Consider the following 17879-nt stretch of genomic DNA (forward strand, 5'->3'; position numbering starts at 1 on the left):
GCGGCACCGACGCCCCCCGCCTCGGGTCCGCGTGCGGCGCCCCGCGCCCCGCCGCCTTCACGCGCAGCGCTTGCCCTCGGGCGGGAGCTTGTCCTGGAGGAGGTAGCCGTTGACCGCCGTGTCGATGCAGTCGTCGCCGTTGACGTAGGCCGTGTGGCCGTCGCCCTCGTAGGTCAGCAGGCGGCCGCTCGTCAGCTGGCCGGCCAGGGAGCGGGCCCAGGCGTACGGGGTCGCCGGGTCGCGGGTGGTGCCGACGACCAGGATCGGGGCGGCGCCCTTGGCGGGGATGCGTTCGGCGCGGCCGGTGGGCTTGACCGGCCAGTTCGCGCAGCTCAGGCTCATCCACGCGAAGTCGTCGCCGAAGCGCGGCGACTCCTTCATGAACGCGGGCATCGCCGCCTTCACCTGCGCCGGGGTGGTCGCCGCCGGGGGCAGGTCCAGGCAGTTCACGGCGGCGTTGGCGGCCATGAGGTTGGAGTACGTGCCGTCCGCGTTGCGTTCGTAGTACTGGTCGGACAGGGCGAGCAGCTGGCTGCCGTCGCCGCTATTGGCCGCACCGAGCGCCTGCCGCAGCAGGGGCCACAGCTCCTTGGAGTACATCGCCTCCATCAGCGCGGTCTCGCCGAGCGCCTGGCCGAGCCGGCGGCTCTGTCCGGTGGCCAGCGGGTGGGTCTCGAGCCGGTTCAGGAAAGACGCGATGTAGGTGTTCGCGGCGGCCGTGCTGCGGCCCATCGGGCAGTCGGCCCGCGTCACGCAGTCCTTGGCGAAGGCCTGGAACGCGGTCTCGAACCCGCCCGCCTGCGTCTCGGCCATCTTCAGCGAGGACAGCGACGGGTCCATCGCGCCGTCCAGCACGACGTGGCCGACCCGGCTCGGGAAGAGCCCCGCGTACGTCGCGCCCAGGAACGTGCCGTACGACTTGCCGACGTAGTTGAGCTTGGCGTCACCCAGCAGTGCGCGCAGGACGTCCATGTCGCGGGCCGAGTCGATGGTGCTGACATGGCCGAGCAGCTTGGCGGAGTGCTGTTCGCAGGCCTGGCCGAACGCCTCGTCCGCCTTGGACAGCGCGTCGATCTCGGGCTGGGTGCGCGGCGTCGTGTCGACCTCGGTGAACGCGTCCATCTGGGTGTCGCTCAGGCACTTGACCGGTGCGCTGCGGGCGACGCCGCGCGGGTCGACGGCGACCAGGTCGTAGCGGGCCCGCACCGGCGCCGGGTAGCCGGATGCCACGTTGTCCAGGTAGTCGATGGCCGAACCGCCCGGGCCGCCGGGGTTGAGCAGCAGCGAACCGATGCGGGAGCCGGGGCCGCTCGCGCGCTGGCGGGAGACGGCGAGCTTGAGGTCGTCGGAGGCCACCGGGTCGTCGTAGTCGAGCGGCACCCGCATCGTGGCGCACTGGAAGCCGGGGCCGTCGCAGGAGTGCCAGCTGAGCTTCTGCGTGTAGTACGGCTGGAGGCCGGCCGGGATTCCCGAGGGCAACGGGGCGAGGCTCGGGCCGTTCGACGAGTTGACCGCCGCCGCGCCCGCCGTGGCCCCGGTGCCCGTGGTGGCCGCCGCCGCGCCCCGGCTGTTGCCCGACGAGCAGCCGGAGAGCGTCAGGCCCGCGACGGCGAGCACGGTTGCCGAAGTGCGGAGCATGCGCGCGGTGTCCATGGCTGCCACAGGTCCTCCCGTCGGGTCTGGCGAGCGTATCCGCACCCCGGGCGGTGGCGCGCGTCCAGCGCAACTCGTACGAGTGACGCCGCAGCCGCCGGGCGTCGTGCGCCGGGGTCTCGTCACGAGGCGGAACGCGCCGGGCCGGCCAGTTCCTCGGTGAGGTATTCGGAGACCAGGGCCAGTTCGTGGCGGCGGGCGTCACCGCCGGTGCCACGGTCGGGCACGACGCCGTCGATGATCCGCACGCGTACGCCCACCCGGCGCAGCGCCGCCCGCAGCCGCAGCGCCGACGCCCGCGGCCCGTCCTCCCCCGTCGCCGACGCGAGCAGGACGTGCGGCGCGGAACGCGGCCGGGTGCGCGGGATGCCGACAGCCCCCTTGCCGTACGTGCCGGAGACACCCACCGCGGCGCCGAACCGTCCCGGGTGCGCGAGCGCCGCCCGCAGCGCGCACGCGGCCAGCGCGCCGACCCCCACCACCGCTCGGGCCCCGCGCCCGCCGACCGTGCGGTAATGCCGCGCCGCCGTGGCGAGGGCCCTGTCCGGATCGGCCGAGCAGTCGCGCGGCAGCACGATCACGAACGGATCGGCCAGCCCCTGCCGCACGTGCCGCACGAACGCGGGGTACAGCGGCTCGCGGTCCGGCGCGGTGGCCGGCAGGTAGGCGACCACCATCGGGAACGCCTGCGACGACCCGCCGCCGTACCGGTACTGCGGGGGCAGCCAGACGCGCGTGCCGTCCGCGAACCGCTGGAGGGTGCCGCCCGCCGGGCGCGCGATGGTGACGGGCGCCGGCTCCACGGCGTTCTGCGGCGCGGCGTGCGGCACGGGTGCCTTGCGGACCGGCGGCGCGGGCAGGGCCGGGGCGGCCACCGGCGTACGGGCGGCGGGCGCTCCGTCCGGCAGACTCACGGCGGCCACGATCCCGCAGGCCAGCACGGCGACGGCGGCGCCGGCGCGCAGGACGGCGGGGCGGTAGTTCTCGGGGAGGTCGTAGGCGCGGCCCGCGCGTTCCAGCGTCCAGCGGGCGACGGCGGCGCGCCCCAGCCGGACCGTCACGACGGCAGCGGCGCACAACAGCACGGCGCACAGCAGCGTGATCGCCCCGCCGGAGGTGAACACCGCCTCGTACGCCGGTCGCGGAAGCCCGCCGGACGCTCCGGGCAGCACCGTCGGCAGGGGCGGGCGCGGCGCGGACGCCGACGATGACGGCCACGGCCACAGCGGCGAGACCGAGGACGACGAGACGGATGACGACGCAGCCGAGGACGGGACGGGCAGCGACACGGGCAGGGACAACGGACGCACCACCTGGGGGACAGCGGCGGACAGCCGGGCGGGCCGGCCCGGCCGCGGTCGCCGGGTGGGGTCGCACGGCGTCGCGGCTGCGGCACCGCCCCGAGGGAACGGTCCCGGCCGGCCCCAGCCAGCGTGCAAGGCTTGCCCCCGCCGGGCGCGCAGCGAACCGCGCCGCGTCCGATGATCACCCGAAGGCACCAACCACCACGACACCGGACTGACGCGACGTCAGCCGCAAGGGCCGCGGTGCGCGTGCGGTCAGCCCGTCCGCGTGCGGTCAGCCGCACGCGCGACGCAGGCCGCTCGCGTGCGCCTCAGCCCCGCCCGGGCTTCTCAACCCGCCCGGTCGTCTCAGCCCGCGCGCAGCGCCATCGTCATCGCCTCGACCGCCAGCAGCGGGGCCACGTTGCCGTCGAGCGCCTCGCGGCAGGCGAGGATCGCCTCGATGCGGCGCAGCGTCTGCTCCGGGCGGCCGGAGGCGGCTATGCGGTCGATCGCGTCGCGCACCTCGGCGTTGGCGACCGGCGCGCTGGTGCCGAGCTGCACCGCCAGCACGTCGCGGTAGAAGCCGGCCAGGTCGGTCAGCGCGAGGTCGAGGGTGTCGCGCTGGGTGCGGGTGGAGCGGCGTTTCTGACGGTCGGCCAGGTCCTTCATCACGCCCGCCGTGCCGCGCGGCATCCGGCCGCCGGAGCCGGACGCGGCGCCCAGGGCGGCCCGCAGCTCCTCCGTCTCCTTGGCGTCGACCTCCTCGGCGACCTGCTTGGCGTCCTCCGTCGCGGAGTCGACCAGCGTCTGCGCCGCCTTCAGGCAGCCGCCGATGTCGCCGAGTTGGAGCGGCAGGCGCAGCACCGCCGCGCGACGGGCGCGGGCCCGCTCGTCGGTGGCGAGCCGCCGGGCCCGGTCGATGTGGCCCTGCGTGGCGCGGGCCACGACGGCGGCGAGCTCGGGCTCGATGCCGTCCCGGCGCACCAGCACGTCGGCCACCGCGTCCACCGGCGGCGTGCGCAGCGTCAGCAGGCGGCAGCGGGAGCGGATCGTGGGCAGGACGTCCTCGACGGAGGGCGCGCACAGCAGCCAGACGGTGCGGGGGGCGGGCTCCTCGACCGCCTTGAGCAGGACGTTGCCCGCGCCCTCGGTCAGGCGGTCGGCGTCCTGGAGCACGATGACCTGCCAGCGCCCGCCCGCCGGGGACAGCGACGAGCGGCGCACCAGGTCCCGGGTGTCCTTCACGCCGATCGACAGCTGATCGGTGGCGACCACCTCGACGTCGGCGTGCGTGCCCACCAGCGTCGTGTGGCAGCCGTCGCAGAAGCCGCAGCCTGGGACACCGCCCAGCGCGCGGTCGGGGCTGACGCACTGGAGCGCGGCGGCGAAGGCGCGCGCGGCGGTGGCACGGCCGGAACCGGGCGGACCGGTGAACAGCCACGCGTGCGTCATCTTCGAGGCGGCAGACGCGGCAGGGGAGGCCGCCTGGCCGGAGGCGACCGCGGTCACGAAGGCGTCGGCGTCCCGGGCGGCGGCGGTCAGCGACTCGACCACCGGGGCCTGGCCCACCAAGTCGTCCCACACGGGCATGAGCGGTCCCTCCTCTCCCTGCGTCCCTCTCCTGTGTCGTCTCTCATTGTGAGGGGTGGGTCTGACAACCCGGACCACGGACGACGACCCGGACGGCCGGAGGGGGCGGCGGCTTCGGAGAGCCGGTCAGCGCCTGCCGCGGCCCCGGCGGTCGTCGTGGCGGTCGTCGTGCCGCTCGTCGTGGTCGTCGTCCTCGTCGCGCGGGCCGAGGAGTTCGTCGGCCAGGGTCGGCAGGTCGTCGAGCGGGGTCTCCTCCGCCCAGCTCGGACGGGGGCGCTTGGCGGGACGCGACGGGGCGTTCTCCCCGGAGCCCGCAGGCGAGTCCGGCCCCGGCCGCGAGCCCGGGCCCGAGCCCGCGTGCCGCCGCGCGCTCGGGTCGATCACCTGCGGCAGTTCGCGGGTGCGCTCGACCGAGGACTCGGCGCGCTCGTCGCGGAACAGCCCGGGCGGAACGCGGTCCACCGGATTGCCGCGACCGCCGTCCGCGGGCCGCACCGGCGGCAGCACGGCCGTCTCGTCGCCGTCGTCGGGTGCCGCTGGCCGCACCGGCGGGAGCACGGCCGTCTCGTCGTCGGCGGGCGCCGCGGGACGGACCGGCGGCATGACCGTGGTCGCCTCGGCGTCCGGATCCGGGGCCGCAGGGTCCACCGTCGGGACCTCGATGGTGCGCGTCTCGTCGCCGCGCCCGAGGTGCGGGGTCTCGACCGTCTGTGTCACGTCGTCGGCGTGCGGGACGGGCGCGACGGCCGGGGTCCGGACCGTCTGCGTCGCCTCGGCGTCCGGCCCCTCGGGCTCGGCACCGGCACCGGCACGGCCAGCACCTTCGGGCTCGGCGGCGGAGCCGGCGGACTCCTGGGCCCGCCGCGCCTCCTCGGCCAGCCGCGCCTCCTCCGCCAAGCGGGCCTGCTCGCGGGCCTGTTCGGCGCGCAGCAGCGCTTCCTCGGCCTTGCGCTGCTTCTCCAGACGGCGGGCCTCGGCCTCGGCGCGCAGCCGGTCCTGCTCCTCCTTCTGGCGGCGCAACCGTTCCTGCTCCTCGGCGCGGGCGCGTTCCTCCGCCTCGCGGCAGGCGCGTTCCTCCTCCGCGCGCTTGCAGGCCTCCTCGGCCGCCTTGCGCGCGGCCTCCGCCTGCCGTTCGGCCTCCTCGCGCCTGCGCCGTTCCTCCTCCTGGCGCTTGCGCTCCTCCTCCTCGGCGCGCAGCTTGGCCAGCTGCTCCTGCCGCTCGCGCTCCAGCCGCTCTTCCTCGGCCTTGCGGGCGGCCTCTTCCTCTGCGCGCCTGCGGGCCTCCTCGGCGGCCTTCCGCTCGGCCTCGGCGCGGGCCTCGATCTCCTGCTGGGACAGCGGCAGCAGGTGGTCGAGCCGGTGCCGTACGACGCGGGTCACGGCCTGCGGCTCCTGGCCCGCGTCCACCACGAGGTAGCGCGAGGGGTCGGCGGCGGCGAGCGTCAGGAAGCCGCGGCGCACCCGGTCGTGGAACTCGGCGGGCTCGGACTCCAGCCGGTCCGGCGCCTCGGTGAAGCGCTCCCGCGCGGTCTGCGGCGAGACGTCGAGCAGCACGGTCAGATGCGGTACGAGCCCGCCGGTGGCCCAGCGCGAGATACGGGCGATCTCGGTGGGCGCCAGGTCGCGGCCCGCGCCCTGGTAGGCCACCGAGGAGTCGATGTAGCGGTCCGAGATGACGATCGCACCGCGCTCCAGGGCAGGCCGGACCACCGAGTCGACGTGCTCGGCGCGGTCCGCCGCGTACAGCAGTGCCTCGGCGCGGTGCGAGATGCCGGCGCTCGCCACGTCCAGCAGGATCGAGCGCAGCCGCTTGCCGATCGCGGTGGCACCGGGCTCGCGGGTGACGACGACCTCGTGGCCCTTGCCCCTGATCCACTCGGCGAGCGCCTCGACCTGCGTGGACTTGCCCGCCCCGTCGCCGCCCTCGACGGCGATGAAGAACCCGGAGGCCGCCGGGGCCTGCGCCGGGTCGTCGCCGCGCAGCGCCTCGCGCAGGTCGCGCCGCAGCGGCACGCCCTGCCGGTCGTCCAGCGTCCCGACGACCAGCGCGGCCACCGGCAGCAGCAGCGCGCCGACCAGCATCAGGGTGAACGCGGCGCCGCCGTGGTCGAAGGTGAACGACCCGTCGACCAGCCGGTGCGGACCGATCAGCCCGGCGACCGCGGGCGCGGCCACCGCGGCGACGGCCACCGCGACCCGGACCACCGCGTGCAGGTGTTCCGTGGTCCGCGTCCGGCGCGCCTCCTGGGCTTCCTGGTCGATCAGGGTGTGCCCGGTGTTGGCGGCGAGCCCGGCGGCGTAACCGGCCAGCAGCGACAGCGCCAGCACGGTCACCGGATCCGGGACCAGGCCGGTGAGCAGTAGCGCGATCCCCGTGACGCCGATCGCGAGTCCCAGCAGGCGGCGCCGGGAGAGCGTGGGCAGGACGCGCGGGGCGGTGCGGATGCCCCAGACCACGCCGCCGGTCAAAGCGAGCACCAGCAGGCCGAAGCCGACCGGCCCGAAGCCGAGGTCCACGGCGTGCAGGACGGCGACCGCGACCGCAGAGGCGATGGCCCCGGCGACGGCGGCGCAGGACAGGACCAGCGTCGGCAGCGCCCCGGTGCGGCCCTTCTCGGCACCGGCCGGGCCCTTGGGCAACCGCAGGCCCTCCAGCGGGGACCGCGGCCGCGGGGTCGCGCCGCCCGGGAGTTCGAGCAGGTGGAGCACCGCGATCGAGGCGGCGAACAGCCCTGCGGCGACATAGCTGACGAGGGCGACGTGGTGGGTGGCGAACCACTGCGACCACACGCCCAGCAGGTTGTTGACGAGCGCGGCGGCGACCAGCCCGGCCGCGGCGACCGGCAGCGCGACGAACCCGGTGCGCAGGTCCAGCCTGCGCAGCGCGTCGAGGTGGTCGGGTCCGGGGCGCACGCCGTCGGCGGGCGGCGCGGGCAGCAGCGCGGGGGCGGCGCCGTCCTTGGCGACGTTCCACACGCGTTCGGCGACGCCGGTGACGAAGACGGTGACGAGCAGCCAGGTCAGCGCGCTGCCCGGGAGCCAGTCGATCCACAGGGGCGCGACGACGAAGAGCCCGAGCCGGACCGCGTCCGATCCGATCATCGTCCAGCGCCGGTCGAGCACGCCCTGCGGCGCGGTGAGCGTGGAGAGCGGGCCGAGCAGGACCGCGCCGAACAGCAGTCCGGCCAGCAGCCGCAGAGCGAAGACCACGGCGATCGCGAAGCTGACACCCCGGTAGCCGCCGCCGAACCCCTGCTGGGCCACGGCCGCCTGGACCGTCAGGGCGAGCAGCGCCAGCAGCCCGAGGCGATCCCCGACGGAGCTGGTGGCCTGTGCGGTCCACAGCCTGCGCAGGGCCGGGATCCGCAGCAGAGCGGTCACGGCGCGCTCGCGGGAGTCGGCGGCGAGTGCGTTGGTGAAGTCTTCGGGCTCGCCCGTTGGCTGCTCGGCACGCGTCATCCTGCCAGCCTAACCAACACGCGGGTGGCGTAACCGCCCCGCCCGAACGCGCGCACCGTGCGGTGACACCCCCGTGACGCGATGATCAGACGATCGGATCGACCGGCGGTCGATCCGATCAGCCTGTCATCACACCGTCAGCACCGGGTCACTCGGCGGATTCCGCGGAGGACGCCGACTTCCCGGCCGCGGCGGTCTTCGCCGTGGTCGTCTTCTTGGCGGCGGCCTTGGCCGTGGTGGTCTTCTTGGCCGCCGTCTGCTTCGCCGCCGCGGTCTTCTTGGCGGGGGCCTTCTTGGCGGCGGCCTTCTTGGCCGGGGCCTTCTTCGCCGCCTTCTTGGCGGTCTTCTTCGCCGGGGCCTTCGCGCGCTTCTCCGCGAGCAGCTCGTAGCCGCGCTCCGGGGTGATGGTCTCCACGTCGTCGTCCCGGCGCAGCGTCGCGTTGGTCTCGCCGTCGGTGACGTAGGGGCCGAACCGGCCGTCCTTGACGACCACCGGCTTCTCGCTGACCGGGTCGGTGCCCAGTTCCTTCAGCGGCGGCTTGGCGGCGGCCCTGCCGCGCTGCTTGGGCTGGGCGTAGATGGCCAGCGCCTCGTCCAGGGTGATGGTGAAGATCTGGTCCTCGGAGGTGAGCGACCGCGAGTCCGTGCCCTTCTTCAGGTACGGGCCGTAGCGGCCGTTCTGCGCGGTGATCTCGACGCCCTCGGGGTCGGTGCCGACGACGCGCGGCAGCGACATCAGCCGCAGCGCGTCCTGAAGCGTCACCGTGTCCAGCGACATCGACTTGAAGAGCGAGGCGGTGCGCGGCTTGACCGCGTTCTTGCCGGTCTTCGGGGTGCCCTCGGGCAGCACCTCGGTGACGTACGGGCCGTAGCGGCCGTCCTTGGCGACGATCTCGCGGCCGGTGGCCGGGTCGGTGCCCAGCTCGAAGTCGCCGCTGGGCTTGTCCAGCAGCTCCTGGGCGTGCTCGACGGTCAGCTCGTCCGGCGGCAGGTCGTCGGGCACGTCGGCGCGGCGGCTGACCTCTTCGCCGTTCTCGTCGCGCGTCATGCGCTCGACGTACGGGCCGTAGCGGCCGACGCGCAGCACGATGCCGTCGCCGACCGGGAACGAGGAGACCTCGCGGGCGTCGATCGCGCCGAGGTCGGTCACGAGTTCCTTCAGGCCGCCGAGGTGGTCGCCGTCGCCGTTGCCCGCGGCGGCCGCCTCGCCGAGGGCGGCACCGGACTCCTCGCCGAAGTAGAAGCGCCGCAGCCACGGCACGGACTGCGCCTCGCCGCGGGCGATCCGGTCGAGGTCGTCCTCCATCCTGGCGGTGAAGTCGTAGTCGACCAGGCGCCCGAAGTGCTTCTCCAGCAGGCCGACGACGGCGAAGCTGAGGAAGGACGGGACGAGCGCGGTGCCCTTCTTGAAGACGTAGCCGCGGTCGAGGATGGTGCCCAGGATCGTCGCGTACGTCGACGGGCGGCCGATCTCGCGCTCTTCCAGCTCCTTCACCAGCGACGCCTCGGTGTAGCGCGCCGGGGGCTTGGTGGAGTGGCCGTCGGCGGTGATCTCCTCCGCGGTCAGCGCGTCGCCCTCGGCGACCTGCGGCAGCCTGCGCTCGCGGTCGTCCAGCTCGGCGTTGGGGTCGTCGGCGCCCTCGACGTAGGCCTTCATGAAGCCGTGGAACGTGATGATCTTGCCGGACGCGGAGAACTCGGCGTCCCGGCCGTCGGACGCGCGGCCGCCGACCCTGACGGTGACGGACTGGCCGACGGCGTCCTTCATCTGCGAGGCCACCGTGCGCATCCAGATCAGCTCGTACAGCTTGAACTGGTCGCCGGTCAGCCTGGTCTCGGCCGGGGTGCGGAAGCGGTCGCCGGAGGGGCGGATCGCCTCGTGCGCCTCCTGGGCGTTCTTGACCTTGCCGGCGTAGACGCGCGGCTTGTCCGGGAGGTAGTCGGCGCCGTAGAGCTGGGTGACCTGGGCGCGGGCCGCGGTGATCGCGGTCTCCGACAGCGTGGTGGAGTCGGTGCGCATATAGGTGATGAAGCCGTTCTCGTACAGCTTCTGGGCCACCGACATCGTGACGCTCGCGCTCATGCCGAGCTTGCGGGACGCCTCCTGCTGGAGGGTCGTCGTACGGAAGGGGGCGTACGGCGAGCGGCGGTACGGCTTGGACTCGACCGAGCGGACGCCGAACGAGCTGTCCGCGAGCGCGGCGGCCAGCGCGCGGGCGTTCGCCTCGTCCAGGTGCAGGACCTGGCTGCCTTCCTTCAGCCGCCCGTCCGCCCCGAAGTCGCGGCCCTGGGCGACCCGGTGGCCGTCGACGGAGGTCAGGCGGGCGGAGAAGGTGCCCGGGTCGGTGGCGTCGCCGGCGCGGCCGGTGGCGAAGGAGCCGGTCAGGTCCCAGTACGAGGCGGAGCGGAACGCGATGCGCTCGCGCTCCCGCTCGACGACCAGCCGGGTCGCGACCGACTGCACGCGCCCCGCCGACAGCCGGGGCATGACCTTCTTCCACAGCACCGGGGAGACCTCGTAGCCGTAGAGCCGGTCGAGGATGCGGCGGGTCTCCTGGGCGTCGACCAGGCGCTTGTTCAGCTCGCGGGGGTTGCGCACCGCGTCCTGGATGGCCTGCTTGGTGATCTCGTGGAAGACCATCCGGCGCACCGGCACCTTGGGCTTGAGGACCTCCTGGAGGTGCCAGGCGATGGCCTCGCCCTCGCGGTCCTCATCGGTGGCGAGCAGGAGTTCGTCGGCGTCCGCGAGAAGGTCCTTGAGCTTCTTGACCTGGCTCTTCTTGTCGCTGTTGACGACGTAGACCGGCTGGAAGTCGTGCTCGACGTCGACACCGAGGCGGCGCACCTCGCCGGTGTACTTGTCCGGCACCTCGGCGGCGCCGTTCGGCAGGTCGCGGATGTGCCCGACGCTCGCCTCGACCACGTAGCCAGGGCCGAGGTAGCCCTTGATCGTCTTCGCCTTGGCGGGCGACTCGACGATGACGAGGCGGTGGCCGCCCTGCGCGGTGTCGGTGGTCGGGGACAACTTCGGCTCTTCTCTCGGGGTCGGAAGGGTGACGCTGCGGAGTGTGACCGTAACCCAGCCCCCCGTGTCAAACGGGAAAAGTCCGCGGGCGCCACTCGAACGGTAACCCGACAACCGTGCTTTCCGCCGCACGGACCGGGTGGTACGGGCGGTTCCGGCATGCGGCGCGCCGGGCCGGGCCGGACCTGTCCGGAGGGCCGCACGGGGCGGGAGCGGGCCCGGCGCGGCCTGGAAGTGCCTGCTCAGTCGAGCCCCGGGGTCACTCCACCGCCTCCAGGAAGCCCTGCTCGACCAGCAGCCGGATCGAGGCGGGGGTGCGGTCGCGCAGCACCACCGGGTCCTCGCCGAGCAGCTGGGCGATCGCGTCGAGGATGCGGCCCGCGCTGAGCGTTCCGTCACACACCCCGGCGAAGCCCGCGCCGACCGTGTCGACCTTGGTGGCCCGCCGCATGCCCTGGTTGCCGCGCAGCACGACGTGCTCGGGGTCCTCGGCACCGGGCGCGCCGACCTGCTCCTGGACGACCTCCTCGGCCAGCCGGAAGCGCGCCGCCAGCAGCGAGGCGTCGTCGTGGGCCCGCAGGAAGTCCTGGCGGGCGAACCAGCGCTGGATCTCCTCGCCCAGCGGCCGGCGCACCGGGTGCGGCCACTCCTCGGCGGTGACGGAGGGGGCGTCGGCGCCCGAGTTGCGCAGCGTGATCCAGCCGAACCCGACGCCCTTGACCTTGGCGCGTTCGAACTCCCCCAGCCACGCGTCGTAGCGCGCCGCGTAGGTGGCCGGATCCGTACGGTGGTCGCCGCCGTCGCGCAGCCACAGCTCGGCGTACTGCGCCGGGTCCTGCACCTCGCGCTGCACGATCCACGCGTCGCAGCCCCGCGGCAGCCAGGAGGTGACGCGCTCGCGCCAGTCCTCGCCCTCGACGTGCTGCCAGTTGGCGAGCAGCTGGCAGTAGCCGCCGTCGGTCAGGTGGTCGGCCGACCGCTGGACGAGGGCGCGGCACAGGTCGTCGCCCGCCATGCCGCCGTCGCGGTAGGCGAAGCGCTCGCCGGGCGAGATCACGAAGGGCGGGTTGGAGACGACGAGGTCGAAGCGTTCGTCCCCGACCGGCTCGAAGAGGCTGCCCTGCCGCAGGTCGGCCTCGGGCACGCCGGACAGCGCGAGGGTGAGGCGGGCGAAGGCCAGGGCGCGCGGGTTGACGTCGGTCGCGGTGACCCGGGCGGCGTGGGTGGAGGCGTGCAGCGCCTGCACACCGGAGCCGGTGCCCAGGTCGAGGGCGGTGCGCACGGGTGTCCGTACGGTGATCCCGGCGAGCGTGGTGGACGCGCCGCCGACGCCCAGCACGAGCTGCGAGCGGTCGAGCGCCTTGTCCTTCGACAGCTCCGCATTCGACGGGCCGGCCCCGCCGCCGATGCCGCCGGCGCCGCCGACCGCGCAGCCCAGGTCGGAGACGATCCACCAGTCCTCGCCCGCGTCGCCCGCGTACGGCCGCACGTCCACGGTGGCGCGCACCATGCCGGCGCCGTCCTCGGGGGCCTCGCGCAGCCAGCCGTCGTCCAGCGCGTCGTCCAGCGGCAGCGCGGCACGGGCCTGCTCCCGGGTGGCCGAACGCTGGAGGAGGAAGACCCTGGTCAGCGTCTCCAGCGGACTGCCGCCCCGGGTGGCGCGCAGCGCGGGCACCGTCTCACCGCGCGAGAGCGCGGCGTAGGCGGTCGCGCCCAGCAGGTCCAGGCAGCCGTCGGCGGTGAAGGCGGCGGTCCGCAGCGCGTCACGCAGGCGGGCGGTGCGGGCGGGCTCGGGCGTGGGAAGGCTCTGCTGGATCACGCGGCCATTCTCGCCGAAGAGCCTTCCCCGCGCCCGAACCGGTACGACCTCCCGTATGGCGTCCGAGCCCGAACCGGCGCGGCGCGTGGTCTTTTCGGCCCCGGGACGACGGCTCTGGCCGTCCCGGGGACGTCGGCTCCGGACGGCCCGGGACATCCGCTCCCGACGTGGCCTGGGACGCTTCCGTCAGCTCTGGGACGACGCGGAGGACGACGCCGAGGGCTTCGCGGAGCCCGACGGCTTCGCGGAACCGGACGGCTTCGCGGACCCCGAGGGCTTCGCGGGACCCGAGGGAGCCGTGGACGCGGCCGGGCCGCCGGAGCCGGACGCGTCGGGCGACGGCGCGAGCGTCGGCGCGGTCGTGGCCTTCTGGCAGCCGGGCTGCTTGGCCATCGCCTGGCCGATGCCGTCGGCCTGGAGCTTGGCGAGCGCGTCGTCGCCGTTCTTGCTCAGCGTGGTCACCTGGTTGGGGATGGCCCCCAGGCCCTGCGCGAACTTCGCCTGGTCGGAGGCGTCGAGACCGTCGACCGTCTTCTTGAGGTTCGCGTACGCGCCGGAGATGGCGTTGAGCTGGTCGACCGCGTTCTTCTGCAGCGTGGCGCCGTTGCCGACCGGCGGCGCGCCGGCGTCCTGGATGCCGCTCGCCAGCGCCTTGTACGCGTCCGAGATCTGGCCGAAGGCCGTCGAGTCGGTGCTCTGGACCTGCGAGGGCGAGGCGCCGCTGCTGGAGACCGACGCGATGTCGTTGTCGGCGTTCTGGATCTTCTGCCGCTGCGGCTGGACCTGGTCGCAGACGCTCTTGGCGTAGTCGTCCGTCTTGTTGTCCGAGCTGCCGCACCCCGCGAGCGCGAGTGTCGCGGTCGCCGCGCAGCACAGGGCGGCGGCGAGCCTCTTGTTCAGCGGGCCGATGTTCACCGGGGGGACCCCTTCCGTGGTTCTCCGGCCCCGGAATATACGCGGCGAGGTGGGGGCGACCACGAGTCGATCAGGCGGTACGCCCCGTATTGGAGCCATATGCACCACGCGGCAGGCCGCCGGTGGACCGGGGCGCGCGCCCCGCACAGCGACGGGCGGCGCGCCCCCTGCGCGCCGCCCGTCGCTGTGTTGACGGTATGGCGGATATCACGAGCTGGACACCACCGCGGGGTCGGCTGATCGCGCGGCGGGCTCGCTGTTGTCCTCGTCACCCACGGCGACCGAACGCCGCTTGGAGACGTAGACGGCGCCGACGATCACCAGCAACGCGACCACCGCGACACCGACGCGCAGCCCGATGTTGGCCTTGTCGCCGTACGAGTACGTGACGATCGCGGGGGCGATCAGCAGCGAGACCAGGTTCATCACCTTGATCAACGGGTTGATGGCCGGGCCCGCGGTGTCCTTGAACGGGTCGCCCACGGTGTCGCCGATGACGGTGGCCTCGTGCGCCTCACTGCCCTTGCCGCCGTGGTGGCCGTCCTCGACCAGCTTCTTGGCGTTGTCCCAGGCGCCGCCGGAGTTGGCCAGGAAGACCGCCATGAGCGTGCCCGCCCCGATCGCGCCGGCCAGGTAGGCGCCGAGCGCGCCCACGCCCAGCGAGAACCCGACCGCGATCGGCGCCAGCACCGCGAGCAGGCCGGGGGTGGCCAGCTCCCGCAGCGCGTCCTTGGTGCAGATGTCCACCACGCGGCCGTACTCCGGCTTCTCGGAGTAGTCCATGATCCCGGGGTGCTCGCGGAACTGCCGGCGCACCTCGAAGACCACGGCGCCTGCCGAACGGGAGACCGCGTTGATGGCCAAGCCGGAGAAGAGGAAGACCACGGCCGCGCCCAGCAGCAGGCCGACCAGGTCGTTGGGCTGGGCGATGTTGAGGCTCAGGCTCAGCCCGTGCGCGGCCGAACCGACCTTGGCCACCTGGGTGTTGATGGCGTCGGTGAACGAGCCGAACAGCGCGGTCGCCGCCAGGACCGCGGTCGCGATCGCGATGCCCTTGGTGATGGCCTTGGTGGTGTTGCCGACCGCGTCGAGGTTGGTGAGCACCTGCGCGCCCTCGCCCTCGACGTCGCCGGACATCTCCGCGATGCCCTGGGCGTTGTCGGACACCGGCCCGAAGGTGTCCATGGCGACGATCACGCCGACGGTGGTCAGCAGGCCGGTCCCGGCGAGCGCGACCGCGAACAGCGCCAGCGTCAGCGAGCCGCTGCCGACCAGGAACGCGCCGTAGACCGCGAGCCCGATCAGCACCGCCGAGTAGACCGCCGACTCCAGGCCCAGCGAGATGCCGGAGAGCACCACGGTCGCGGGACCGGTCAGCGACGACTTGCCCACGTCGCGTACCGGTCGGCGGGAGGTCTCGGTGAAGTACCCGGTCAACTGCTGGATGAGCGCGGCCAGCACGATGCCGATGGCGACCGCGACCAGGGCGAAGATCCGCGGATTGCCGCTGTGGTCGGTGATGGCGGCCGGTACGCCCTTCAGATCGGAGAATCGCGCGGGCAGATAGACGAAGACGGCCGCCACCACGAGCACGAGGGAGATCACGGCCGAGATGAAGAATCCGCGGTTGATCGCGGACATTCCACTGCGGTCAGAACGGCGGGGCGCCACGGCGAAGATTCCGATCATCGCAGTGATCACACCGATTGCCGGGACGAGCAGCGGAAAGGCCAGCCCCGAATTGCCGAACGCGGCCTTGCCGAGGATCAACGCGGCGACCAGCGTCACCGCGTAACTCTCGAAGAGGTCGGCCGCCATACCGGCGCAGTCGCCCACGTTGTCGCCCACGTTGTCGGCGATGGTCGCGGCATTGCGCGGGTCGTCCTCGGGAATGCCCTGCTCGACCTTGCCGACCAGGTCCGCGCCGACGTCGGCGGCCTTGGTGAAGATGCCGCCGCCGACGCGCATGAACATCGCCAGCAGCGCGGCGCCGAAGCCGAAGCCCTCCAGCACCTTCGGTGCGTCCGCCTTGTAGACGAGCACGACGACCGAGGCGCCGAGCAGGCCGAGGCCCACGGTGCACATGCCGACCACGCCGCCGGTGCGGAACGCGATCTTCATGCCGCGGTGCGACACGGTCGTCAGGTCGGCGGCCGGTTCACCGGGGCCAGGGGTCGCCGCCCGGGCCGCCGCGGCGACCCGTACGTTCGCCCGGACCGCGAGCCACATGCCGATGTACCCGGTGGCGGCCGAGAAGACCGCGCCCACCAGGAAGAAGATCGACCGCCCGGCCCGCTGGGTCCAGTTGTCGGCGGGCAGCAGCATCAGCAGGAAGAAGACGACCACGGCGAAGACGCCGAGGGTCCTCAACTGCCGCATCAGATAGGCGTTGGCGCCTTCCTGCACGGCTTCCGCGATCCGCTTCATGCTCTCGGTGCCCTCGTCCGCGGCGAGCACCTGGCGGACCAGGACCACGGCGACGAGCAGCGCGATGACCGCCACGGCGGCGATGACCAGGACGAGGGTGCGGTTGCCACCGGTCAGTACCGGCGCGAGCGCGAACGCCCGGTGGAACTGGCCGACGGGGTGGAGCAGTTGGGCCGACTGGATCAGGCCCGGGTGGAGCAGGTGAGCCGGGTGGAGCAGCTGGGCTCCCTGGTCCGGAACGGATTGCTGTGACTGATGGAACTGGTGGAGCAGTGGGGAAATGTGGGGAAGCGTCTGCGCGTGGTACGCGAGAGGGGTGTCTGGCCCCGCCATTCGTCCTCCTTGACGTTTGGCACGTGGGCGCGCGGCCCGCGGTTCCACCGCATGCCGCGTCGCTCAGGCGAGCTGAGTCAGCGCTGAGTCAGTTGAGCAAAGATGGACGGATTGTAGGGAGCGGGAACCGATCAAAACAGTACGCGGGAACGAGAATTCGCCGGTGACCCGGCACGTCCTCCTGCGGAAAATCGCGCTCAGGGTGAAGAAATCACCGATTACGGTGAACGCGGCGGCGTGGAGTAGACCCCTGGAATTGATCTCCGCCCGGCGGATTTACGACGCGGCGGGGGCGTCTTCCGTTACGCGGGTGGGCTTTTGGGGCGTGGGATGTCTGAAGTGGCGGCGGGGCGGGGGGAATTGAGCCGGGGCGCGGGAGCGCCAGGGCGCGGCGGCGCGCAACGGGGGCAGGGCGGAGGGTTGCGCAGGCCGGGGAGGGGCGTTCCGAGAGGGCGGGCGGCCAAGGAGGGCGGCCCGGGGCGCAGCGGCGGGCAGAACGAAGACGGCCGCCGGGGGCAGCTGGCCCCGGGGCCGACGGGTGGCGGGCATGGGCGGTCCGGGCGCGGCAGGCACGGCGTGTGGCAGGCGCCGGGGCGGCAGGCACGGGGTGTGGCAGGCGCGGGGCGTGTCAGGCGCCAGGGCGGCGGCCCGGGGAAGGACGGCGCGAAGGCGGCGGGCCGGGGGAGGAAGGCGCGAAGGCGGCGGGCCGAGGAAGGAAGGCGCGAGGGCGGCGGGCGCGCCTCGCGGGGGCGCCGGCCGGAGCGCTACGGGAGGGTGGTCGGCGCGGTCGTCGGCCAGCTCATGCGGATGCTGCCGCCGGTCGGGCCCGCGATGACCTCGACGTCGTCCACCAGCCCGCTGATCACGGCGAGGCCCATTTGGCCGTCGTCGTCCCCGTCGTCCGCGCCGGGCTCGCCGGAACCAGGGGTGCTCGGGTGCGGGCGACCCGCCGCGTCGTCGGCGTCCGCGCGGTCGGCGGCCGTACCGGGCGCCTCGTCCGGCACCTCGTCGCCGACCTCGATGGAGAACTTCTTCTCCTCCTCGGTCAGCAGCACCCGCACCGGCAGGTCGACCCCGTTGAGCCGGTGCAGCCCCACCGCGCGGGTGCAGGCCTCGCCCACGGCGAGCCTGACCTCGTCCAGCACTGCCTCGTCCACACCGGCACGGCGCGCCACCGCGGCCGCCACCAGGCGGGCGGTGCGGACGTGCTCGGGCTGGGCGCTGAAACGCAGCTCAACGGTGGCCATGGCCTCCCCCTCGGTCTTTCAGGCGTGCACAACAGGGGCCCGGGCTCCTCTTCGGCCCGGTACCCCCGTTACTCAGGCGATCGCGAACGTGACGTGGCGGCGGCCAAGGCCCCGCCACGCCACCG

The 17879-nt window shown here is 73.8% G+C and carries 9 protein-coding genes; all 9 read right to left on the reverse strand.

Going from position 1 to position 17879, the window contains the following annotated elements; translation table 11 throughout:
• Window positions 1–57 precede the first annotated feature (57 nt).
• The gene (locus CK485_RS08900) at window positions 58–1653 is read right to left on the reverse strand and encodes an alpha/beta hydrolase (RefSeq protein ID WP_199239292.1); all 1596 of its coding nucleotides are present in this window, start codon (window positions 1651–1653) and stop codon (window positions 58–60) included.
• A 122-nt stretch (window positions 1654–1775) separates the two neighbouring features.
• The gene (locus CK485_RS08905) at window positions 1776–2954 is read right to left on the reverse strand and encodes a hypothetical protein (protein WP_109448814.1); all 1179 of its coding nucleotides are present in this window, start codon (window positions 2952–2954) and stop codon (window positions 1776–1778) included.
• 351 nt (window positions 2955–3305) lie between these two features.
• Window positions 3306–4529 (reverse strand): DNA polymerase III subunit delta', encoded by a 1224-nt coding sequence (locus tag CK485_RS08910; RefSeq protein ID WP_109448816.1) that lies wholly within the window; start codon window positions 4527–4529, stop codon window positions 3306–3308.
• 126 nt (window positions 4530–4655) lie between these two features.
• A complete protein-coding gene (tmk, locus tag CK485_RS08915) occupies window positions 4656–7988 on the reverse strand; it encodes a dTMP kinase (RefSeq protein WP_109448818.1) in 3333 nt (1110 codons plus the stop codon).
• Between the two features lie 148 nt (window positions 7989–8136).
• Complete coding sequence (gene topA, locus CK485_RS08920) at window positions 8137–11013, reverse strand: type I DNA topoisomerase (protein ID WP_109448820.1); 2877 nt, start codon at window positions 11011–11013, stop codon at window positions 8137–8139.
• A gap of 259 nt (window positions 11014–11272) precedes the next feature.
• Window positions 11273–12832 (reverse strand): class I SAM-dependent methyltransferase, encoded by a 1560-nt coding sequence (locus tag CK485_RS08925; RefSeq protein ID WP_241968237.1) that lies wholly within the window; start codon window positions 12830–12832, stop codon window positions 11273–11275.
• A 186-nt stretch (window positions 12833–13018) separates the two neighbouring features.
• A complete protein-coding gene (locus CK485_RS08930; protein WP_342673470.1) occupies window positions 13019–13747 on the reverse strand; it encodes a small secreted protein in 729 nt (242 codons plus the stop codon).
• 207 nt (window positions 13748–13954) lie between these two features.
• Window positions 13955–16507, reverse strand: coding sequence for a sodium-translocating pyrophosphatase (locus CK485_RS08935; protein WP_241968238.1), 2553 nt, complete (start codon window positions 16505–16507; stop codon window positions 13955–13957).
• A 764-nt stretch (window positions 16508–17271) separates the two neighbouring features.
• Window positions 17272–17754, reverse strand: a complete 483-nt coding sequence (locus CK485_RS08940) for an ATP-binding protein (RefSeq protein WP_109448824.1) — start codon at window positions 17752–17754, stop codon at window positions 17272–17274.
• Window positions 17755–17879: the final 125 nt, after the last annotated feature.

Source organism: Streptomyces sp. ICBB 8177 (genome assembly GCF_003144095.1).
Classification (GTDB): Bacteria; Actinomycetota; Actinomycetes; order Streptomycetales; family Streptomycetaceae; genus Streptantibioticus_D.

Bases quoted from the DNA above. Each gene is read 5' to 3' on its own strand.
- CK485_RS08900 (WP_199239292.1), bottom strand. From the start codon at position 1,653: ATGGACACCGCGCGCATGCTCCGCACTTCGGCAACCGTGCTCGCCGTC.
- CK485_RS08910 (WP_109448816.1), bottom strand. From the start codon at position 4,529: ATGCCCGTGTGGGACGACTTGGTGGGCCAGGCCCCGGTGGTCGAGTCG.
- tmk (WP_109448818.1), bottom strand. From the start codon at position 7,988: ATGACGCGTGCCGAGCAGCCAACGGGCGAGCCCGAAGACTTCACCAAC.
- CK485_RS08935 (WP_241968238.1), bottom strand. From the start codon at position 16,507: ATGGCGGGGCCAGACACCCCTCTCGCGTACCACGCGCAGACGCTTCCC.
- CK485_RS08940 (WP_109448824.1), bottom strand. From the start codon at position 17,754: ATGGCCACCGTTGAGCTGCGTTTCAGCGCCCAGCCCGAGCACGTCCGC.